The organism is Halobaculum magnesiiphilum (assembly GCF_019823105.1).
Taxonomy (GTDB): Archaea; Halobacteriota; Halobacteria; order Halobacteriales; family Haloferacaceae; genus Halobaculum; species Halobaculum magnesiiphilum.
This window is the reverse complement of sequence record NZ_CP081958.1, coordinates 781,944-802,397: the sequence shown is the minus strand read 5'-3', so window position 1 is coordinate 802,397 and position 20,454 is coordinate 781,944. Positions and strand designations below refer to the sequence as shown.

Annotated in this window: 19 protein-coding genes and 1 pseudogene; 7 read left to right on the top strand and 13 right to left on the bottom strand. The window is 71.4% G+C overall.

Going from position 1 to position 20,454, the window contains the following annotated elements; genetic code table 11:
* Positions 1 to 68 precede the first annotated feature (68 nt).
* From K6T50_RS04060 to K6T50_RS04035, 6 genes are all read right to left on the bottom strand, one after another.
* Entirely contained in the window at positions 69 to 893 is an 825-nt protein-coding gene (locus K6T50_RS04060) for an AMP-binding protein (RefSeq protein ID WP_222608130.1), read from the bottom strand.
* Positions 894 to 970: 77 nt separating this feature from the next.
* Positions 971 to 1,978 (bottom strand): phosphoribosylformylglycinamidine cyclo-ligase, encoded by a 1,008-nt coding sequence (gene purM / locus K6T50_RS04055; protein WP_222608129.1) that lies wholly within the window; start codon positions 1,976 to 1,978, stop codon positions 971 to 973.
* 188 nt (positions 1,979 to 2,166) lie between these two features.
* Positions 2,167 to 3,750, bottom strand: coding sequence for an acetolactate synthase large subunit (locus K6T50_RS04050; RefSeq protein WP_222608128.1), 1,584 nt, complete (start codon positions 3,748 to 3,750; stop codon positions 2,167 to 2,169).
* Positions 3,747 to 5,162 (bottom strand): NAD-dependent succinate-semialdehyde dehydrogenase, encoded by a 1,416-nt coding sequence (locus tag K6T50_RS04045; RefSeq protein ID WP_222608127.1) that lies wholly within the window; start codon positions 5,160 to 5,162, stop codon positions 3,747 to 3,749. Before K6T50_RS04045 ends, K6T50_RS04050 begins: the two co-directional genes overlap by 4 nt.
* Before the next feature lie 78 nt (positions 5,163 to 5,240).
* A complete protein-coding gene (locus tag K6T50_RS04040) occupies positions 5,241 to 5,879 on the bottom strand; it encodes a zinc metalloprotease (protein WP_222608818.1) in 639 nt (212 codons plus the stop codon).
* An 83-nt stretch (positions 5,880 to 5,962) separates the two neighbouring features.
* Positions 5,963 to 7,786 (bottom strand): TraB/GumN family protein, encoded by a 1,824-nt coding sequence (locus K6T50_RS04035; RefSeq protein WP_225935368.1) that lies wholly within the window; start codon positions 7,784 to 7,786, stop codon positions 5,963 to 5,965.
* 176 nt (positions 7,787 to 7,962) lie between these two features.
* Here K6T50_RS04035 and K6T50_RS04030 point away from each other — a divergent pair, with 176 nt between their 5' ends.
* Positions 7,963 to 8,505: a bifunctional nuclease family protein gene (locus K6T50_RS04030; RefSeq protein ID WP_222608126.1), complete on the top strand. Its 543-nt coding sequence runs from the start codon at positions 7,963 to 7,965 to the stop codon at positions 8,503 to 8,505.
* Here the strand turns inward: K6T50_RS04030 and K6T50_RS04025 are convergent.
* Positions 8,496 to 8,699 (bottom strand): hypothetical protein, encoded by a 204-nt coding sequence (locus tag K6T50_RS04025; protein ID WP_222608125.1) that lies wholly within the window; start codon positions 8,697 to 8,699, stop codon positions 8,496 to 8,498. The two genes, K6T50_RS04030 and K6T50_RS04025, sit on opposite strands and share 10 nt — an antisense overlap.
* Positions 8,700 to 8,882: 183 nt before the next feature.
* On the opposite strand from K6T50_RS04025, the gene K6T50_RS04020 reads away from it, so the two are divergent.
* A complete protein-coding gene (locus K6T50_RS04020; RefSeq protein ID WP_225935399.1) occupies positions 8,883 to 9,323 on the top strand; it encodes an acyl-CoA thioesterase in 441 nt (146 codons plus the stop codon).
* Between the two features lie 151 nt (positions 9,324 to 9,474).
* Positions 9,475 to 11,547: pseudogene (locus K6T50_RS04015) on the top strand (methyl-accepting chemotaxis protein); the annotation flags it as partial.
* A gap of 425 nt (positions 11,548 to 11,972) precedes the next feature.
* Here the strand turns inward: K6T50_RS04015 and K6T50_RS04010 are convergent.
* Positions 11,973 to 13,079 carry a S1C family serine protease gene (locus K6T50_RS04010; protein ID WP_222608122.1) on the bottom strand — a complete coding sequence of 369 codons (1,107 nt, stop codon included), beginning with the start codon at positions 13,077 to 13,079 and terminating at the stop codon, positions 11,973 to 11,975.
* Between the two features lie 184 nt (positions 13,080 to 13,263).
* Here K6T50_RS04010 and K6T50_RS04005 point away from each other — a divergent pair, with 184 nt between their 5' ends.
* Both K6T50_RS04005 and K6T50_RS19115 read left to right on the top strand, forming a co-directional pair.
* Positions 13,264 to 13,716, top strand: coding sequence for a DUF7992 family protein (locus tag K6T50_RS04005; protein WP_222608121.1), 453 nt, complete (start codon positions 13,264 to 13,266; stop codon positions 13,714 to 13,716).
* 56 nt (positions 13,717 to 13,772) lie between these two features.
* Positions 13,773 to 13,907 carry a DUF7128 family protein gene (locus K6T50_RS19115; protein WP_264084001.1) on the top strand — a complete coding sequence of 45 codons (135 nt, stop codon included), beginning with the start codon at positions 13,773 to 13,775 and terminating at the stop codon, positions 13,905 to 13,907.
* Positions 13,908 to 13,954: 47 nt separating this feature from the next.
* Here the strand turns inward: K6T50_RS19115 and K6T50_RS04000 are convergent, their stop codons facing one another.
* Both K6T50_RS04000 and K6T50_RS03995 read right to left on the bottom strand, forming a co-directional pair.
* Positions 13,955 to 14,188: a DUF7508 domain-containing protein gene (locus tag K6T50_RS04000; RefSeq protein ID WP_222608120.1), complete on the bottom strand. Its 234-nt coding sequence runs from the start codon at positions 14,186 to 14,188 to the stop codon at positions 13,955 to 13,957.
* Between the two features lies 1 nt (position 14,189).
* On the bottom strand, positions 14,190 to 14,711 hold the full coding sequence (locus K6T50_RS03995; RefSeq protein ID WP_222608119.1) for a DUF5796 family protein: 522 nt from the start codon (positions 14,709 to 14,711) through the stop codon (positions 14,190 to 14,192).
* Positions 14,712 to 14,975: 264 nt separating this feature from the next.
* On the opposite strand from K6T50_RS03995, the gene dgoD reads away from it, so the two are divergent.
* Positions 14,976 to 16,127 carry a galactonate dehydratase gene (dgoD, locus tag K6T50_RS03990; RefSeq protein WP_222608118.1) on the top strand — a complete coding sequence of 384 codons (1,152 nt, stop codon included), beginning with the start codon at positions 14,976 to 14,978 and terminating at the stop codon, positions 16,125 to 16,127.
* 63 nt (positions 16,128 to 16,190) lie between these two features.
* On the opposite strand, the gene K6T50_RS03985 is transcribed toward dgoD, so the two are convergent.
* A complete protein-coding gene (locus tag K6T50_RS03985) occupies positions 16,191 to 17,219 on the bottom strand; it encodes an NAD(P)-dependent alcohol dehydrogenase (protein WP_222608117.1) in 1,029 nt (342 codons plus the stop codon).
* A 170-nt stretch (positions 17,220 to 17,389) separates the two neighbouring features.
* Between K6T50_RS03985 and K6T50_RS03980 the strand changes: the two genes are divergently transcribed.
* Positions 17,390 to 18,169 (top strand): SDR family NAD(P)-dependent oxidoreductase, encoded by a 780-nt coding sequence (locus K6T50_RS03980; RefSeq protein WP_222608116.1) that lies wholly within the window; start codon positions 17,390 to 17,392, stop codon positions 18,167 to 18,169.
* Between the two features lie 78 nt (positions 18,170 to 18,247).
* On the opposite strand, the gene K6T50_RS03975 is transcribed toward K6T50_RS03980, so the two are convergent.
* Positions 18,248 to 19,708, bottom strand: coding sequence for a rhamnulokinase (locus K6T50_RS03975; protein ID WP_222608115.1), 1,461 nt, complete (start codon positions 19,706 to 19,708; stop codon positions 18,248 to 18,250).
* A gap of 4 nt (positions 19,709 to 19,712) precedes the next feature.
* On the bottom strand, positions 19,713 to 20,366 hold the full coding sequence (locus K6T50_RS03970; protein ID WP_222608114.1) for a class II aldolase/adducin family protein: 654 nt from the start codon (positions 20,364 to 20,366) through the stop codon (positions 19,713 to 19,715).
* Positions 20,367 to 20,454: the final 88 nt, after the last annotated feature.

The following is a 20,454-nucleotide window of genomic DNA, read 5'->3' as shown; positions in this document are numbered from 1 at the left end:
GGAAGACCGACGCGAGCGCCCCCGAGAACCGTCGCCGACGCCGATCCGCGGTCGCACGCGACGATCGCTCACAGTCGCACGTCCGCCACGTCGAGGACGACAGACTCGTCGTCGCCCCCGCGGGCCGCGACGACCGTAGCCGTCGCGTCGAACGGGGCGTCCCCGTTCGGGAGGGCGATCGCCCCGCCCGCGACCAGCGGCGCGAGCACGCCCGCCGCGACCGCCCGCGGGTCCGACAGCGGGGCCCGCACGGCGACCCGGGAGTCCGCGTCGAGGTCGAGCGCGTCGACCGCCTCGCCGGCGGCGGCGAGCAAGTCGGCGTGCGAGTACGCCCGGGCGTCGTCGCTGCCCCCGTCTCCGGTCCCGTCGCCGCCGGCGTCTCCGGCAGTGTCGCCGGCGGCGTCTCCGACCGCGTCGCCGACGCGACCGCGGAGAACCGGGTCGGCCGGGTCGTGGAACGTCGGCGGGAACGCGGGGTTCTCGCTCCACACCTCCGCTTCCCAGTGGGTCGTCCCCGGACGGTCGGGGTCGCCGCCGAACGCGACGAGCTTCGATCCCCCGGGGAGGTCGAACTCGCCCTCCCGTTCGACCGGCACGACGACCGCGCGGGCGTCGCACTCGGGGTCGATGTCGGACGCGAACTCCGTGACGGCGCCCAGCAGCGCGGCCCCGAGGAAGGTGAACACCGCCTGCGGGTGGTGGTCCGCGTCGACGACGAGACGGTCGCCCTCGCGAACGCCCACGTGGCTGAGGACGTTGCCGGCCTTGGCGGCGGTGTTGCACAGGTCGAAGTAGCTGTACGTCCGGTCGAGCGCGGCCGCATAGAGCGCGGGGCGCTCGCTGCGGCGCTCGCGGTCGACGAGGTCGCCGACGAGCGAGAACTCCTCGGTCATACAGCAGCGTTACGGCGGGACGACCAAGAGGGGTCCGACGTTGTCCGCACGACCGGGCTCGGACCGTTCGATCGACGTTACAACTCCAGGCCGCGGATCGCGACCCCCTCGCCCTCGGCGACCTCGCCGATCACGCGGCCGTCTGTCTCGGCTGCCAACGACTCGGCCTCCTCGGGGTCGACGGCGGCGACGAAGCCGGTTCCCATGTTGAACGTGCGGTGCATCTCCTCGTCGGCGACGTTCCCCTCCTCGGCGACGAACTCGAAGACGGGCTGGACGGGCCACGGGTCGGTGACCTCGTAGCGATTGTCGCCCAGCCGCTCCAGGTTGGTCCACCCGCCGCCGGTGACGTGGGCGGCGCCGCGGACGCCGTGATCGCGCATCGGCTCCAGCAGGTCGGCGTAGATGCGCGTCGGCTCTAGCAGTGCCTCGCCGACGGTGTCGTACCCCTCGAAGGGACACGGGTCGGTGTACTCGTGGTCGCGGGTAGCGGCCTCGCGGGCGAGCGTGAGTCCGTTCGAGTGGATGCCCGACGACGCCCAGCCGACGAGCGCGTCGCCCGGCTCGGCGTGGCCCTCGAAGACGGCGTCCTTCGCGACGAGACCGGCGCAGGTGCCCGCCAGGTCCAGCCCCTTGATCACCTCGGGCATCACCGCTGTCTCGCCGCCGACGAGGGCGACGCCGGCGCGCTCGGCGCCCTCGCGGAGGCCGGCGCCGACCTGCTCGGAGAACGTCTCGTCGGGCTCGTCGACGGCGAGGTAGTCGACGAACGCCACCGGGTCGACGCCGGCGGCGACGAGGTCGTTGGCGTTCATCGCGATGCAGTCGATGCCGACCGTCGAGTAGTCGCCGAGCGCCTCGGCGACGATGAGCTTCGTGCCGACCCCGTCGGTGGCGAGCGCGAGGTAGCGGTCGCCGATGTCCAGCAGGCCGGCGTAGTCGCTCCCCTCCGCGCCGGCGTCGCCGACGGCCGACACGAGCGCCGCGGTCGCGGCCTCGCTGGCGTCGATGTCGACGCCGGCGTCGGCGTAGGTGAGTTCCTCCGTCCCTTCCTCGGCGTCGTCCCCCGCGGCGTCGTCGGTCATGTGTGAGCGGGGTTCCGGCGGGAGCAAAAGCGCTCCGACAGCGAGGTGTGAGCGGAGCGAGCACCTCGGAAGAACGGCGGAGCGGTCCTGGGTCGCTCCGCACACAGAACCGGTGAGACCGACCAAAGGGAAGTCTCGGCCTAAAAACAGCGAGGTTCGAGCGGGGTGTTCGGGCGCCCGCACCCGGTTCACCGGGCGATCGGCACGTCGATCAGCGAGAGGTCGTCGCCGTCGACGGTCTCGGCGAACGCCGCCTCCACCGCCTCGACGGACGCGGCCCGGCGGGCGTCGACGCCGAAGCTCTCGGCGAACGCGACGAGGTCGGGGTTCCCCAACTCGGTGCCGAACGACTCCCCCCGGTGTTCGGCCTGCTTCTCGGAGATGAGGCCGTAGTCGTCGTCGCGGAACACGACGGTCGTGAACGAGCAGTCGAGCCGCTTCGCGGTCTCCAGCTCGGCGGCGTTCATCAGGAACCCGCCGTCGCCGGTCGCGACGACGACGTTCGCGTCGACCGCGAGGTCGGCCGCGACGCCCCCCGGCACCGCGATCCCCATGCTCGCGAGGCCGTTGGAGATCACACACCGGCCCGGCTCGTACACGGGGAACCGCCGGGCGATCGCCATCTTGTGGCTCCCGACGTCGGAGATCAGCACGTCCGCGTCGGCCATCGCCGCACGCAGCAGGGGGAGCACGCCCCCGACCGTCACCGGGTCGCCGGGGTCGGGGCGGGCGGTCGCGTGGTCGTACACCCGCTCGTGGGCGTCGACGCACCACGCGTCCCACCGCCGGTCGACGGCCGCCGCGAGCCGATCGAGTCCGGTCGAGGGATCGGCGACGACCTCCACCGCCGGGTTGTAGTGGGCGTACACCTCCGCCGGCTCGCTGTCGAGGTGGACGACCGTCTTGTCGCGGTCCGGGTTCCAGCCCGCGGGGTCGTGTTCCGCGATGTCGTAGCCGACCGCGAGCACGCAGTCGGCGGCCGCGACCGCCCCGCCGGCCTCCCGCTCGGGCCCGGAGTCGAGGGTCATCAGCGACCGCTCGTTCCGGTCGGACAGCGCGCCCTTCCCCATGTACGTCGAGACGACCGGGATCCCCGTCGACTCGACGAACGCGGCGAGCGCGCTCGCGGCGTCGGCCCGCACCGCGCCGTTGCCCGCGAGCACGAGCGGCCGGTCGGCGTCCGCGATCGCTCCGGCGGCGGCCGCGAGCGCGTCGTCGTTCGGGGCGGGACGGGCGACCCGCGGCCGCACCGGCAGCGGCTCGTCCTCGGTCGGCTCGGTGGCGACGTCCTCGGGGAGTTCGAGGTGGGTCGCGCCGGGCTTCTCGTACTCGGCGACCTTGAACGCCTTGCGCACCGACTCGGCGACGCCCTGCGGGTCAGACAGCTGGGCGTTCCACTTCACCACCGGTTCGAACGCGTGGACGACGTCGAGCTTCTGGTGGCTCTCCTTGTTGAGGCGCTCGCGACTCCCCTGCCCCGTGATCGCGACCAGCGGGGCCTTGTCGAGGTGGGCGTCGGCGACGCCGGTGATCAGGTTCGTCGCGCCCGGCCCGAGCGTCGCGAGACAGACGCCCGCGTCGCCGGTGAGCCGGCCGTGAACGTCGGCCATGAACGCCGCCCCCTGCTCGTGGCGCACGGGGACGAACTGCACGTCGCTGTCGCGCAGCGAGAAGAGGAGGTCCTCCAGCTCCTCGCCCGGCAGGCCGAACACGTACTCGACGCCCTCGGCGGCGAGGCTGTCGACGACGAGGTCGGAGACGCGCCGGCTCACGACCCGTCCCCGCGGTCGGTCCCCGCCCCGTCGCCGTCGTCACCGAATCCGTGTTGGACCCAGATCGTCTTGCGGTTCACGAACTCGCGGATGCCGTGACGCGACAGCTCGCGCCCGTACCCCGAGTTCTTCACGCCGCCGAAGGGCACCCGGGGGTCGGACTTCACGTACTCGTTGACGAAACAGCAGCCGGCGTCGAAGCGACGGACGAACCGCTCGCCCCGGTCGGGGTCGTCCGTCCAGACGCTCGCGCCGAGCCCGAAGCTCGTGTCGTTCGCGAGCGCGAGCGCCTCGGCCTCGTCGGCGACCTCGAACACGGCCGCGACCGGGCCGAACGTCTCCTCGGTGGCGGCGGGGCTGTCCACGGGCACGTCGGTGAGCAGCGTCGGCGGGTAGTACGGTCCGTCGCGGTCGAGCGGCTCGCCCCCGACCGACAGCGTCGCCCCCGCCTCGACGGTTCGCTCGACCTGGTCGTGGAGCTCGCGCATGAGGTCTTCGCGCGCCTGCGGCCCCACGTCGGTGTCCTCGTCCGTCGGGTCGCCGACGGTCAGCGCGTCAAGCTCCGCCGCGAACGCGCCGACGAACTCGTCGTAGGCGTCCGTGTGGACGATGAACCGCTTGGCAGCGATGCACGACTGGCCGTTGTTCTGGGTGCGCGCGTACGCCGCCTTCTCGGCGGTTTCGGCTATCGGCGCGTCGTCGAGGACGACGAACGGGTCCGACCCGCCGAGCTCCAGCACCGTCTTCTTCAGCTCCCGGCCCGCCGTCTCGGCGACCGCCCGGCCCGCGGGCTCGCTCCCGGTGAGGGTGACCGCGCGGACGCGGTCGTCGGCGATCACGTCGTCGACGCGGTCCGAGCCGATCAGCAGGGTGGTGAACGCGCCCTCGGGGACGCCCGCGTCGTGCAGCACCTCCTCGATCGCCAGCGCGCAGCCGGGGACGTTCGAGGCGTGTTTCAGCAGGCCGACGTTGCCGGCCGCGAGGTTCGGCGCGGCGAAGCGGAACACCTGCCACAGCGGGAAGTTCCACGGCATCACCGCCAGTACCGGCCCGAGCGGCTCGTAGCTCACCAGCGTCCGGGCGTCCGCCTCGGTGCCGATCGTCTCGTCCGCGAGCTGCTCGGGGGCGCGCTCGGCGTAGTAGTCGCACACCCACGCGCACTTCTCGACCTCCGCGCGGGCTTGGTCGACCGGCTTGCCCATCTCGCGGGTCATCAACTCGGCGTACTCGTCGGTCCGTTCGCGGAGGAGGTCCGCCGTGCGTTCGAGCAGCCGACACCGTTCCTGGATCGGCCGCGCGGCCCACGACTCGAACCGTTCGGCGGCGTCCGAGAGCGCCGACTCGACCGCCGCCCCGTCGTGGCCGTCGTACGTCGCGATCACGTCTCCCGTCTCGGGGTTGACACTCTCCATGGGTGGTGTCACACGGGCCGTCGCCAAAGGCGTGTGCCCCGGACCCGCCGGCCGAGAATCGCTCGCGGGGACGGCGAGTCAGAACAGCACGAACAGCGCGAACCCGACAGCGAGGGTGGCGCTGGGAACGAACGTCGCGAGCCACACCGGCGTCGACCACGCCCGGACGGTCGCGCCGTCGAGCGGGCCGAACGGGATGAGGTTGAACGCCGCGAGCAGGAGGTTCACGGCGACGCCGTAGGTCCCGACCGTCAACGCGAGTCCGGAGAACCCCGCGAATCCGATCACCAGCAGCGGCGCGAACACGACCGCGAGCACGAGGTTGACGACCGGGCCGGCCAGCGCGATGAGCCCGTTCTGGCGCTCGGTGATCCGGCCGACGTGGTGGACCGCGCCCGGCGCGGCGAACAGGAAGCCCGCGGTCGCGGCGACGACCGCGAGGAACAGCATCCCGTAGTCCGCGCGGAAGGCGGCGCGCTGGCCGTACCGCACCGCCGTGACCTTGTGTCCCAGTTCGTGCAGCAGGAACGCGACGCCGGCGGTGACGAGGCTCACCACGAACAGGCCGCCCAGCGAGCCGAGCGCGCCTGAAGCGAGCGTGTCGATCACGACGGTGCCGCCGCCGGCGAAGAACACCGCGAACGCGACCGACAGCGCGATCCACGCGAGCAGGAGGTCGCGAAGCTCGCGACCGGAGAAGGACAGTCCCGCGACCACCGCGGCGGCGTCGCCGTCGCGTCCGCCTCCGGATCCGCGACGGCCCGAAGCGCCGCCGGGGCCGCCGGGAGCGCCCGCGCGGCTCACGCGACGGCCCCCCAGAGGATCCGCGCGGACTCGCGTGCGCCCCGGATCATGAGGTCGGTGATGCTCGCGTCGAGCGACCCGGCGAACACGGGGACGACGTACGCGGCGAACAGCAGCGACGCGATGACGCTCCCGACGTTCGTCGCCGCGACGACGACGATCAGCCGGAACAGCGGCACGTCGAGCATGTCGGAGAAGATGGCACGGATCGGCCGCGACTCGTCCGACAGCAGCTCGTTCAGCGTGCCGATGTCCGCCACGTTCACCGTGAGGTGGCGAAGCTCCATGTAGCCCGTGAACCACCCCGGCGCAAGCAGCGGGTTCACCGAGGTCATCCACGCGACGGCGCCGCCGACGCCGGCCGAGCGCCACCGCGCGCCCGCGAGCTTCGCCAGCCCGGCCGCGAAGACGCCGTTGATCAGGAACCACGCGGCAAACAGCGTGAGCAGCTGCTCGTTGCGCACGCCCGCCATCGCCAGCAGCACGAAGAAGGCGATGAACCCCGCGGAGATGCCGAACGCGGCGATCTTCCCCCACGGGATCCCGCCCGACTTCGCCGCCCCGACGAGCCCCTCCATCGGCGGGAGCGACTCGGGCTCCGCGAGGTACGACTCGATGCCCTCGCGGTGGCCCGCGCCGACGACGGCGACCACGTCGTACCCCTCGTTGCGGAGGCCGACGAGCTGGTGGGCGATGTAGGCGTCGCGCTCGTCGATGAGCGCCTCCGCGCCGCCCGGGGAGAACTCCCGGAACTCCTCCATCATCGCCGTCACAACGTCGGTGTCGGTCAGTTCGTGGGGGTCGAAGTCGTCGAGGTCGTCCGCGTCGTCGTCGGGCGCGATCCCGAGCGCGCCGATGGCGACGGCGACGACGGCGCCGACGCCCACGCCCGCGAGGAGGCCCAGTCCGAGGCTCCCGACCGCGCGCACGATTGTGCCCGAGAGCAGCCCGGCGACCGCGTCGACGCCGGCGCCGGTGACCGTCACCGCCCCGGCGACCGCGACGGCGACGACCGCGGCGACGCCGAGGATGGTCGCGTCGCCGGGGGCGTCCGCGTCGACGCCGCCGCCAAGCGACAGCGACGCGGTGCGGTAGCCGAGGTAGCCGGCGACGAGTCCGGCGAGCGCGCCGACGCCGACGCGCGTGAGGACGGCGTCGGTGATCCCGACGGCCCCGCCGAACAGCCCGATCGCCGGGCCGAGCAGGACGCCGACGATCAGCCCGAGGGTGATCCCGGCGACACGGGGGTCGGTGACGCCGAACGCGAGCGCGCCGACCATCCGCAACTTCTCGATAAGCGAGAGCCGCGCCCAGAAGCGCTGGATCGTCGTCTGGATGTCGCGGTCGACGAGCGCGACGGAGATCCCTAAGTCCTCGGCGGTCTCGACGGCCGCCAGCAGCTCGGCGCCGGGTTCGATGTCGAAGCGGTCGCCCAGCCGCGTCTGGACGTACGAGAGCATCCAGTACGCGAGGAATTGGAAGACGGTGTTCCCCTTGAGGAGGTCGCCCGGGTCGAGGTCGTCGGGCGTTTCCCCCTTCATCTGGCGGTAGCGGCCCTCGTCCAGCTCGACGGCGACGATATCGGGGCGCTCCTCGGCGACGGTCTCCTCGACCTCGCGGACGGACGCCTCCGAGACGTGAGCCGTGCCGACGACGCGGACGCTCCCCTCGCCGCGCTCGTTGGAGGGGTTCGGCCCGCCGCCGGGGGCGGGGGCGTCGGCGGCCTGGGGGGCGGACGCGGGGGCACCGCCCGCGTCGGACGTGCGGTCGCCGGCCGCGTCGGAGGCGGGGATGTCCGCGGCGTCGGGGTCGCGGCTCACGGCCGCCACCCCGCGTACGGTCCGGTTCCGGTGGTCATTGGCGGCGTCTTTCCGTCCGGTCCGTATACGCCTGTCGGAGTTTCATCTCCCGGGTCGCGGGTGATCGTCGGGCCGACCGATTGCCCCGGTTCGGGACGCCGCGGTAGGTATTCAAGCCCGGGCCGCGTGGTGTGCGTATGGACCACGAGGCCGAGGTCGCCGGCATCGGCGTGGGGGCGGGGCCGGGCGGCGAGGAGGTGCCCGCGGTCGTGCTCCGGGCGCGCGGGGAGTACCTCCCGATCTTCGTGACCCCGGATCAGGCACGCTCCATCCGCGGCGCGCTCGCGGGCGACCAGTTCGACCGCCCGCTCACCCACGACCTGCTCGTCGAGATGGTGACGGAGTTCGGCGGCGCCGTCGACTCCGTCCGGATCGACGACATCGTCGAGGGAACCTTCTACGGCAAACTCACCGCCGAGCGCTACGTCGACGGCGAGCCGGACCGGTTCGTGTTCGACGCGCGTCCGAGCGACGCCATCGCCATCGCCGCGCGCCTGGAGTGCCCGATCCGCGTCAGCGACGAGGTGGTCGACGCCGCCGGCCAACCGCCGGAGTCGGTCGACGTCGACGAGGACGGCGACCCCGACGACGACGACGACCGACCGCACGGCACCGACCCCGACGACCGCGATCCGGGGCGCTCGGAGTCGGACGCGGACGACGACTTCCGCTACCGCTGAACGTCGCCGGCGGCGGGGCTCCCGTCGGGTTCGCTGCTCTCCTCGGATCCGCCCTCGTCCACTCCGCTCGCTCGCGTGCGCAGCACCTCCGCTAGCGTCTCGTCGGGAACGTCGTTCTCGCGCGCCGACTCGACCAGCTCGTCGAGGGCCTCCTCGAACAGCGCCCGCGACGATATCTCGCGGTTCGTTATCACGGGACACTCTTCGATGGAGCGCCGCATAACGGTTCGGGCGGACCGCAGGGCTTGATACCGGCGCCGTCGGAAGGACGCGATATGAGTGACGCCGACGAGGCCGTCGACGGAACCGTCGACCGATCCGGCGACGATGGCGCCCGCGAGGACGGCGAGGGAACGCTCGCGGCCTCCTACACCGAGATGACGGAGCTGCTGCTTCCCAACGACACGAACAACCTCGGGCGGGCGCTCGGCGGCGCCGTGCTGCACTGGATGGACATCTGCGGCGCCATCGCGGCGATGCGCTTCTCGCGGCGCCAGTGCGTGACGGCGTCGATGGACCACGTCGACTTCATCGCGCCCATCGATCTGGGCGAGGTCGCGGTGCTGGAGGCGTACGTGTTCAACACCGGCCGCACCAGCGTCGACGTGAAGGTCGACGTGCGCGCCGAGAACCCCCGAACGGGCGAGGAACGCCGGACGACCACCTCGTTTCTCACCTTCGTCGCGCTCGACGAGGAGGGCTCGCCGACGCCCGTCCCGGACCTCGACTGTCCGACGCCCGAGGAGACGGCGTTGCGCGAGGAGGCGACCGAGGAGCGGCGGACGCAGCTGGCCGACGTGAGCGAACGGCTCGGCTGACGCCCGCTCCGACAGTCACGCCGGCCGATCACGCCGGGCGTCCACGCCGGGTGATCGTCCCATGTCCAGCGATAACACGCGCCGATACGGCAATTTTCCGAACTGATAGCCGAGGCCTGAGGCGTAAATACCCCTCGCGGAAACGAGGGATATGAGCCGTATTCCAGACGTCCTCAGACGGACGTACCTCCGGAAGTTCACGGCGCTCACGCTGGCGACGCTGTTGATCGTCACGGGCGCCGGGGTCGTTCTCCAGGGACAGGTCGCCGCACAGTTGACGGATCGAACCCACGACGACCTGACCGCGAACGCCGAGACGACCGCCAGCGAGGTGTCGATCTGGATCGACAACAACGAGCGGACCGTCCGGCTCGTCTCCCAGCAGCTGAAGGCCGACGCCGGCGACGCCGACGCGGTCAAGACGACGATCGAGCTCGAACACCGGAAGCTCCCGGACTCGGTCGTCGCCCTCCACTACGTGAACAAGGACTCGATGCGCGTCGAGCGGAGCACGAGCGACGACGCCGTCGGGTCCTCGCTGGACCACGTCCGGTGGGAGTCCGGCGCGAGCGACCTCGCGGCGATCCCGCCGACGGGCTCCGTACTCTCGAAGACCTACGAGCACGAGGGGACCCACCGGATCGCGTTCGCGAGTTGGGTTCCCGGCACCGCGAACGCGGTCGTGATGACCGTCGACGCGAGCGCGGTCGCCGGCGGGACAACGGTCGACTCCGACGGGAACCTCCGCGTCGTCGACAGCGAGGACGCCGCGATCCACCTCGCCTCCGATCCCGCGGCGTTGACCGAGACGTTCGCGGGCGGCGTCGACTCTCACGCGATCGCCGAGGGGGTCGAGGGCGCCGGCGCCCACGACATGGCCGACTCGGGCACCGTGATGGCGTACGCGCCCGTCGAGGGGACCGACTGGGTCGTCGTCAGGTCGGTGCCGCAGTCGGTCGCCTACGGGCTCGTGACGCAGGTGCAGACGGCGCTTGGAGCCGTCATCGGCCTCGCCGCGCTCGGCTTCCTGCTCATCGGCGTGACGATGGGCCGGTCGACCTCGCGGACGCTGCGCGATCTCGCGGCCCGGGCTGAGGCGCTGGCTGCCGGCGACACCGACGGGGCCGCCGGCGACGCGGACGACCGGATCGACGAGGTCGGCGCGGTCCAGGGATCCTTCGAGGAGGTCCGCCGCTACCTCGCGACCGCGACCGCGCAGGCGACCGTCGTCGCCGACGGCGAGTTCGACGCCCCGGTGCTCGACCGGGACGTGCCGGGCGACCTGGGCGACGCGCTCGCGGAGATGCGCGAGGACCTCCGGTCGCTGATCGCGGAGATGGAGGCGACGAACGAGGCGCTCGCCGACGCCGCCGAGTCGTACGGCGAGACGATGGAGCGGGCGGCCGAGGGCGACCTCACCGCCCGGATGGACGCCGACGTCGACGACGAGTCGATGGCGCGGATCGCCACGGAGTTCAACGAGATGATGGACGAGCTGTCGGCGACCGTCGGCGAGGTCGACCGCGTCGCCGCCGCCGTCGCGAGTGCGAGCGCGGAGGCCGACGCCGGCGTCGCCGAGGCCGAGCGCGCGGCCGGCGAGGTCGCCGACTCGACCGACGAGATCGCCGCCGGCGTCGACGAGCAGGTGAGCCACCTCCAGGAGGTGACCGGCGAGATGTCCGACCTCTCGGCGGCCGTCGAGGAGGTCGCCGCCACCGCCGACCAGGTCGCGGACGTGAGCGACGAGGCCGCCGAACGCGGCGAGCGCGGCGCCGCGCTCGCCGACGACGCCGTCGCGGAGATGGAAGCCATCGAAGATCAGACCGAGACGACCGCCGAGGTCGTCCGCGGGCTCGAATCCGAGGTGACCGCGATCGGCGACATCGTGGACCTGATCGACGACATCGCCGAGCAGACGAACACGCTGGCGCTGAACGCCTCCATCGAGGCCGCCCGTGCCGGCGCGGAGGGCGACGGCTTCGCGGTCGTCGCCGAGGAGGTCAAGACGCTCGCCACGGAGACGCGAGAGGCAACCGGCCGAATCGCCGACCGGATCGAGGCCGTACAGTCGTCGACCGCGGACGCCGTGGACGACATCGAGGAGACGACCGAGCGCGTCGAGGAGGGCGCCGAGACGATCGAGGCCGGCCTTGGCGCGCTGGGGGACGTGGTCGAGGCCGTCGAGGAGGCCAACGACGGCGTCCAGTCCATCTCCACGGCCGCCGACGACCAGGCCGCCAGCGCCGAGGAGGTCGTCGCCATGGCCGACGAGGTCGCGAGCGTGAGCGAGGAGGCGGCGGCGGAGGCCGAGAGCGTGTCGGCGGCGGCCGCCGAGCAGTCCGCGTCGCTGAACCAGGTGAGCGGCGAGGTCGAGCGCCTGGCCGAGCGGGCGGCCGACCTGCGGGAGCTGGCGGGGAGCTTCGAGACCGCCGCCGAGGCCACTGCCGAGGGCGGCGTCGAGCCCCGCGCGGGCGACGACGCGGTCGACGGCCCCGACGGCGTCGAGTTCGACGAGGGATCGGCGGTCGCGGACGGTGGCGAGACGAACGGGACGAGCGGCGAGACGAACGGAACGAGCGGCGATGCGAACGGGACGGAACGCGACGGACGATAGCGAGTCGACCGAAATTCAGGGGAGTCGACCGGAGTTCAGACGCCGGGGTCGGGACGCTCCCCGAGTTCGAACGAGACGGTCGTCTCGGACCCGTCGCGAAGCACGGTGAACTCCACCGACTCGCCGGGGGAGGCTTCCAACGCGAGGTAGTTCGAGAGGTCCGCCTGTACCTCCACGTCGGTGCCGGCGATCCCGACGACCACGTCGCCGCCGGTGGGCACGCTGACGCCGTCGACGGCGGTCGACCCGTCCGTCCCTCGAAGGGTGCCGGCGGCGGGGCCGTCCTCGACGACCTCGACGATGAGCACGCCGCCCACGTCGTCGATGTCGTACGCCTCGGCGATGGCGGGCGACACCTCGATCAGGCGCACCCCCATGTAGGGGTGGTCGTACTCCCCGTTCTCCGCGAGTTCGGGGACGACGCGCTTCGACAGCGCGGCCGAGACGCCGAACCCGAGGTTGTCCCCGCCGCCGCGGGCGGCGACCGCCGCGACGTTCCCGTCGTAGGTGACCAGCGGGCCGCCGGAGTTGCCGGGGTTGAGCGCGGCGTCGGTCTGTACCGAGTCGGCGACGGTGAAGTTGTTCGGCGCGGACAACACCCGGTCGACGCCGGAGATGATGCCGGTGGAGGCGGAGCCGCTGAAGCCGTACGGCGAGCCGATCGCCATGACGGGCGTTCCGACCGGCGGCTCGGGGTCGGTGTCGACCCACGACAGCGGCGTCGCCGATTCGGGGCGGTCCTCGGCGCGCAACACCGCGAGATCCGAGTAGGCGTCGGTGCCGACGATCTCGGCGTCGCGCCACGTGTTCCCCTGGAAGCGGAGCTTCACCTCGCTCGCGCCGGCGACGACGTGCTGGTTCGTGACGACGTAGCCGTCGCCCGCGACGAAGCCGGAGCCGCTGCCCTGGGGGCCGCTCGGGCCGTAGTTGAGGATCCCGACGACCGACTCGATGGTCGACCGGTACACGTCGGTCTCGGTCGCCGACGACGCGGCGCCCGCCCCGCCGGCGTCGGCGGCGGTCGTCCCGTTCGTGTCGGTCGCCCGCGGCGCGGCGTCGGAGGAGCCCACCTGCACGCAGCCGGCGGCGCCGACGGCGCCCGCGCTCGCGAGCCCCGCCAGAACGTCGCGTCGTGTTGGCATGAACCACGATACGGCCCTGATCCGAATAACTCCGGCGCTCTCGGCCACCGTGCCCCGGTCTGGGGATCGCGCTTCGCCGCGGTCCGGCGTGGTCCGGCGCGGTTCGACGGGGTCCGACGTGATCCGACCCGGTCGCGCCGATCGCTCCGGCAGGCATTTGCCCGGTGCGGGGGTACGCACTGACATGAGCCTCGACGCCGACACCCCGCCGACGCCGACCCTGTCGACGGTCGACCCGAGCCAGTACGACGACACGGAGGTCGCCGGCGACGAGTACCACCGCGAAGAGCTGGAGGCGTTCCTGGAGGAGGGCGCGTGGGAGGAGGCGTTCGATCGGTGGGCCGTGGACGCCGACATCGACGCCGACACGTGGCGGATCGCCGGCGACCTGGGGCTGTTCGAGCGGTTCGACTTCTTCTGGGACGACTTCGCCGACCGCGTCGGCTACCACGCGCCGGGCATCCCCGAGGACTGGAAGGAGCGCGACCCCCACCCGGACCTCGAAAGCTGGGGGCAGGTGTCGGCGATCAACGCCGCCCTCACCGAGTTCGGGCAGGTCGTCTGCGAGGTGCTGAAGGAGGAGTACGTCGACTGGGAAAGCGAGTTCGAGGCGCCCGACGACCTCCCCGATTTCTGAGTCGGCGGCCGGAAACCGCCGGTAGCGATTTACCGCCGGAACGGTGAGTGCTACCTATGGTCACGGCAACGGAGCGTGACGACATGACCTGGTACCAGTGTGACGCCTGCGGCCTGCTGTTCGATGACCCCGACGACGCCGAACAGCACGAGGAACACTGCGACGCGGAGGACCCCTCGTACCTCCAGTAACGTCCGTCATCGCCGCGACGTCGCGCGCCGACGGCGGAGAGGGGGGGTCAGAACCGGTCGTCAGCGAGCCGCTCGGCGTGCTCGCGCGACTCCGCGATGAGCCAGCGCACCTTCGCGGCGTCGCCGTAGGCCAGCGCCTCCTTCACTTCGTCGCGGAGGACGCCGACCCCGTACCCGACCGGCTCCCCGTCGTCGTCGCCCAGCTCGTAGACACCGAAGCGGTCCGGCGCGGCCGCGGCCGCCGATCGGTCCAGATCCCGCCACGGTTTCCGGAGGCTCATCTCACTCGTCCCCGTCGCTTCCGGCGTCGCCGGCGCGGTCCGCGTCCGTCGTCGACTCGCCGTCCGCGTCGCGCGCGTCGGCGCCGTCGTCGCCCGCGGCGAACTCGTAGCTCTGCTCGCCCCAGTCGTCCTCGACGAAGGCGAACACGCGCCCGCCGGCGACCTCGGGGTCGGCCTCGATCTCGGTGCGCTGGCCGCCCGGACGCCGAGCGGTGACGCCCGGGAACAGCTCCTCCTCGTCGCCCTCGCCGAGGATGACGCGGCCGACGCCGGTCTGTTCGAGGATGTCGTCGTGCGTCTTCAGGTCGTTCACGTACAGCAGCACGCCCTCGGTCTCGGTGGGGTCGGTGACGAGCACGTGGGTCTCCTTGCCCGGCGGGGTGGTGAGGGTGTCCTCGACGACCTTCGGGACGCCGTGGTAGAAGGTGACGCGGCCGTCGAGGTACTCGACCTCGACGCCCTCCTCGCGGAGGGAGACCGAGACGCTCGCGGGCGCGATGTCGTTGCGGTGGGGGGCGCTCATACCTTCGATTGGGTGGTGGACGCGAATAAGCGCGGCGAGAGCGTGGCGCGAGCGACGCGAGCGTCACGGCCTCAGGGCGGCGAGTTTGTGGGCGAGCCGCCCAGGAAGAGCGCGACAGCGAACGGCGAACGAAGTAAGCTGTGTCTTCTCACCCCCGTGTGAGTCCGCCGGTACGTCCCCGTGGGACGGCGGTCGAGAGTCCGAGCCTGCTCCCGTCCCCGTTTGCAGCCCATCATTCAAGTCGCCCCTCGGAGATACGGCGGTATGCACGTCTCGGATTACGAACTGTTCGCCGTCCCGCCGCGGTGGCTGCTCCTCCGGCTGGAGACGAGTGACGGACTGGTGGGCTGGGGTGAACCCATCGTCCAGGGACGGCTGGAGACGGTCCGAGCGGCCGTCGAGGAACTCGTCGACGTCTATCTCCTCGGCGAGGACCCGCTTCGGACCGAGCACCACTGGCGAACCATGTATCAGGGGGGGTACTTCAGGGGCGGCCCGATCCTCATGAGCGCCCTCGCGGGTATCGATCAGGCGCTGTGGGACATCAAGGGGCACCACTACGGCGCGCCGGTGCACGAACTGCTCGGCGGCCACGTCCGCGACCGGGTCATGGTCCACCAGTGGATCGGCGGCGAGGACCCCGCGGAGATCGCCGAGGAGGCGATCAAGCGTCGCAATCAGGGGTACCGGGCGCTCAAGCTGAACGCGACGGCGGAGTTCGCGCCGCTGGAGCCGCCGGCCGGGGTTGAGACGGCGCGGAAACGCGTCGCGACGGTCCGTGAGGCCGTCGGGGACGACCTCCACCTCGGCATCGACTTCCACGGCCGCGTCTCGAAGCCGATGGCGATGCGACTCGTGGAGGCGCTCGAGCCGTACGAGCCGATGTTCGTCGACCAGCCGGTCCTGCCGGAACACACCGAGAAGCTCGGATCGATCGCCGACCGGACGACCGTTCCGATCGCCACGGGCGAGCGGTTCTACTCTCGTTACGACTTCAAGCCGCTCCTCGTCGATGACGCGGTCTCGGTGCTGCAGCCCGACGTCTCTCACGTGGGCGGGATCACCGAACTCCGGAAGCTGATGACGATGGCCGAGGCGTTCGACGTGGCCGTGATCCCCCACTGTCCGCTGAGTCCCATCGCGTTCGCGGCGAACCTTCAGGCGGTGTTCACCTCGCACAACGCGGTCATGCAGGAACAGGATCTGAGCCTCCACGACCCGAGCGAGAGCACCGGACTGGCGTACCTCGAGGACCCCGACACCTTCACCTTCGAGGACGGCTACGTCGAGCGACCGACGGGGCCCGGGCTGGGGATCGATGTCGACGAGGAGTACGTGCGCGAACAGTCGAGGTTGGACGTCAACTGGTACAACCCCCTCTGGTACCACGACGACGGCCGGATCGCCGAGTGGTGAGGAGCGTTCGGCGCGACACCCGCCGCGTCCGGAATCGGTCGTTCGACCGGCGATCGGGTCGCCTCAGTCGATCGATATCATCCCCTTGACCGTGTCCGGCTCCATCGAGCGTCGGAACGCGGCGTCGATCTCCTCGAGGGGGTCGGTGAAGTCGACGATCCCCTCCACGTCGACGGTTCCGTCGGCGAGGAGGTCGACGGCGGCGTCGTAGGTGTTCGCGTAGCGGAACGACCCGTGGACGTCGAGTTCGTTGTCGATGATCTCGAGGACGTCGAGCGGGACCTCCGCCTCGTCGGCGAGCCCGACGAGGACGACCGTCCCGCCGCGTCGCACGGCGTCGAGCGTCGACTCGATGGACGGCTCGGCGCCGGACGCCTCGACGACGACGTCCGCGCCGACGCCGTCGGTGTACTCGTCGACGGCCGAGTCGAGGTCGGTCTCCGTGACGTCGATGACGCGGTCGGCTCCCCGGTCGAGCGCGCGGTCCAGTTTCGACCCGACGACGTCGGAGACGAGGACGTCGGTCGCACCGGCCGCGCGTGCGGCCTCCATCGCGAGCATCCCGATCGGGCCGGCGCCCGTGACGAGCACCGTGTCGCCGACGCCGACATCGCCGCGGCGACAGGCGTGAATCCCGACGCTCAGCGGCTCACATAACGCTCCCTCCCGCAGCGAGACGGCCTCCGGGAGTTCGTAGACGAAGTCCGCCGGCCAGGCGACGTACTCGGCGAAGGCCCCGTCGTGGGGCGGCGTCGCCATGAACTCGACGTCCGTGCAGAGGTGGTACTCCCCGCGCTTGCAGTGGCGGCACTGCCGACACGGGACCCCCGGTTCGAGCGTCACGCGGGCGCCCGGCACCAGCGTTTCGACGTTCTCGCCGACGGCGACCACGTCCCCCGCGCTCTCGTGCCCGAGGACGAGCGGGTCCTCGACGACGTAGTCGCCGATCCGACCGTGCTCGTAGTAGTGGACGTCCGAGCCGCAGATGCCCACGTCCCTGACGGCGACGAGGACCTCGTCGTCGGCCGGCTCCGGTCGATCCCGTTCCCGCATCTCGAACTGGCCGGGCTCGCGCAAAACAACGGTCCGCATTGATAAATACTGACATACTGAACCGACGAAAAGCTGCCGATCGGAGCGGTCCAAGCGGCTGCCCTGCGGGCCTCCTCGGCGACAGTCGTCGCGCCGGACGGAGGGTGGGGTCGCACCGGGTTCTGAGGGAGTACTGATATGGTGGTGTGGAGAGGGGATCGGCACGGACCATGAGCGTACTCGACAGTTTCTCGCTCGACGGGGAGACGGCGGTCGTCACGGGTGCGGCGCAGGGGCTCGGTCGGCAGATGGCGAGCGCGCTCGTCGACGTGGGGGCCGATGTCGCCATCGCGGACGTGAACACCGAGAAGGCCGAGCGAACGGCGACGACCCTCGGGGAGGGAACCGAATCGGCGGTGATCGCCGTCGGCGTGGACGTAACCGACGAGGCGTCGGTGGCGTCGATGGTCGAATCCGTCACCGACCGGCTCGGCCCGATCGACGTCCTCGTGAACAACGCCGGGATCGTCGAGAACGCCCCGGCCGAGGAGACGGACATCGAGTCGTGGCGGCGCGTCGTCGCCGTCAACCTCGACGGCGTCTTCCTCTGTGCGAAACAGGTCGGCCAACGGATGCTCGAGCGCGGCGAGGGGCGCATCGTCAACATCTCCTCGATGTCCGGCTTCGATGTGAACGTCCCCCAGAAGCAGGCCAGTTACAACACGACGAAGGCCGGCGTCCGGATGTTGACCCAGTCGCTGGCCGTCGAGTGGGGCGACCGCGGCGTCCGGGTCAACGCCATCGCCCCGGGGTACATGCGGACGGACCTCGTCGACGAGGTGTTGGAGGAGAACCCCGAGATGGCCGAGGAGTGGGTGGAGAACACGCCGATGGGGCGGCTCGGTCGCCCGGAGGAGCTCAAGGAACTCGTCGTCTATCTCGCCTCCGACGCCTCCTCGTACATGACGGGGTCGACGGTCGTCATCGACGGCGGGTACACCTCCCGCTGACGTGATCTCCGGGGGCGGTGGGTTGTCACGGAACGGCCGTCGCGGCTGTTACGCGAACGGCCGAAACTCGTCGGTTCGTCACGCCGCGGACAGCGCCTTCAGCCGCCGTTTCGCCGCCGCCCACTCGCCGGTCCCGGCCGGTTCGTACCGCGTGGGGGAGAACGCCGACTCGATCAACCGACGGCCGCGCTCCAGATCCTCGACCGTGCCCGTTGCCAGCGCCTGCGTCAGGAGGTTCCCCACCGCGGTCGCCTCGACCGGCCCGGCGACGACGGGCCGATCCGTCGCGTCGGCGAGGAGTCGGCAGAACAGCTCGTTTCGGACCCCGCCGCCCCCGAGGGTGATGCTCTTCGGACGGTCGTCGACGACCGCCTCGATGCCGTCGAGGGCGATCGCGGTCTTCGTCACGAGACTGTCGATGAGACACCGGACGACCTCCCCTCGACCGTCGGGCACGGGCTGGTCGGTCTCCCGGCAGTACGACCGGATCTGCTCGGGCATCGGCGCGTCGATGCCGAACGCCTCCGCGTCGGGATCGACGAGCGCGGCACGCGCCGGAGCCTCCTCTGCGGCCGACAGGAGGCCGTCGTAGTCCACCGACCGCCCCTCCTCCTGCCAGGCCTCGCGACACTCCTCGAGGAGGAAGAAGCCGTTCACGTTCTTCAGGAGCCGGACGGTCCCGTCGACGCCGAGTTCGTTCGAGACGGCGTGCTTGAACGCGGCGTCGTTCCGGACGGGACTCCGTCGCTCGACGCCGAGAACGAACCACGATCCCGTACTGAGGAAGGCGGCGTCGTCGGCCAGCGGAAGGCCGGCGACGGCCGCGGCCGTGTCGTGACTCGCGGGGGTGACCAGTTCGGGAGTCGACCCGAGCGCCGCGGCGACGTCGTCGCTGACGGGGCCGAGGTGCTGCCCCGGCTCTTCGAGCGGCGCGAGCAGGTCCGTCGGGAGCGACAGCTCCTCGAGGAGGTCCGTCGCCCAGGCGCGCTCCCCGGGATCGACCATCTGTGTCGTGGACGCGATCGTCACCTCGCTGCACTCGCGGGCGCCCAGCAGCGACGACAGGAGCTGGGGCATCATGAGGAGCCCGTCGGCCCGGTCGAGTAACTCCGGGTCCTCGCGTGCGAGCGTGTGGAGTTGCCACAGCGTGTTCGGCGTGCGCCAGTTCGTGATGCCGGTGGCCTCGAAGATCCGGCGCCGGTCCACCGTCTCGAAGAGGGCCTCGCGGGTCGCCGTCGCGTTCGGGTCGCGGTAGGAGGTCGGGTCGCGGAGCACCTCGCCGTCGGCCACGAGCCCGAAGTCGAGCCCCCACGTGTCGATCCCGACCACGTCGACGGCGTCGACCCGCTCGCCGGCCGCCCGGAGGCCGTCGATCAGGCGCTCGCGAAGGGCCGCGAGATCCCAGACGTAGCGGCCGTCGCGTTCGACGGGGCGGTTGTCGAACCGGTGCACCTCCTCGACCGCGAACTCCGTGGGCGTGATCGTCCCGAGGTACACCGTCCCCCCGCTGGCGCCGATGTCGATGGCGACGTGCTGCATCGGTCTAGGTGCCGTAGCTGTCCAGTTTCCCCTGGATCCGGTGGAGCTCCTCGTCGGGCAGTATCTCCGGGTCGCCGATGACGCTCGCCTGGTAGTGGATGCGGGCGCAGTACTCCACCATCTGTGCGACCGAGTACGCGTCGGCCAGCGACGACTCGGTCGTCAACACGCCGTGGTTCCGCAGCAGCGTCGCGTTGGCCGAGTCGCCGAGCGCCTCGACGGCCTCCTCCCCGAGTTCTTCGGTGGCGTGCGTCTCGTACTCCGTCACCGGGACCTCGGTGCCGGCGAACGCGAGCAGGTAGTGCGAGGCCGGGATCGGTTCCCCGAGCGACGCGAACGTGGTCGCGTACGGCGAGTGCGTGTGGACGACGCCGCCCACGTCCGGGCGTCGGTCGTAGACCGCGCGGTGCATCGGGAGCTCCGTCGACGGGTCACCGTCGCCCGCGACGACCGTCCCGTCGGTCCGGACGACGGGAACGTCAGAGGGTTCGATCTCCCCGTAGGGGACACCCGAGGGACTGATCGCGATGTGGTCGTCGTCGAGGCGGACGCTGAGGTTTCCGCCGGTTCCGGTGGTCAGGTCGTCGTCGAGCAAACTGCGACCGAGCTCGCAGATGGTTTGGCGCGCTTCGTACTGTGAGGTGTCCTGTGAATCCATGGATCGTGGTGAGTGGTAGGTCGTGAGGTGTGCTGACTGGTGCTGTGTGCTGACTGGTGCTGTACGGACTGCTGGCGATCGTCGACCG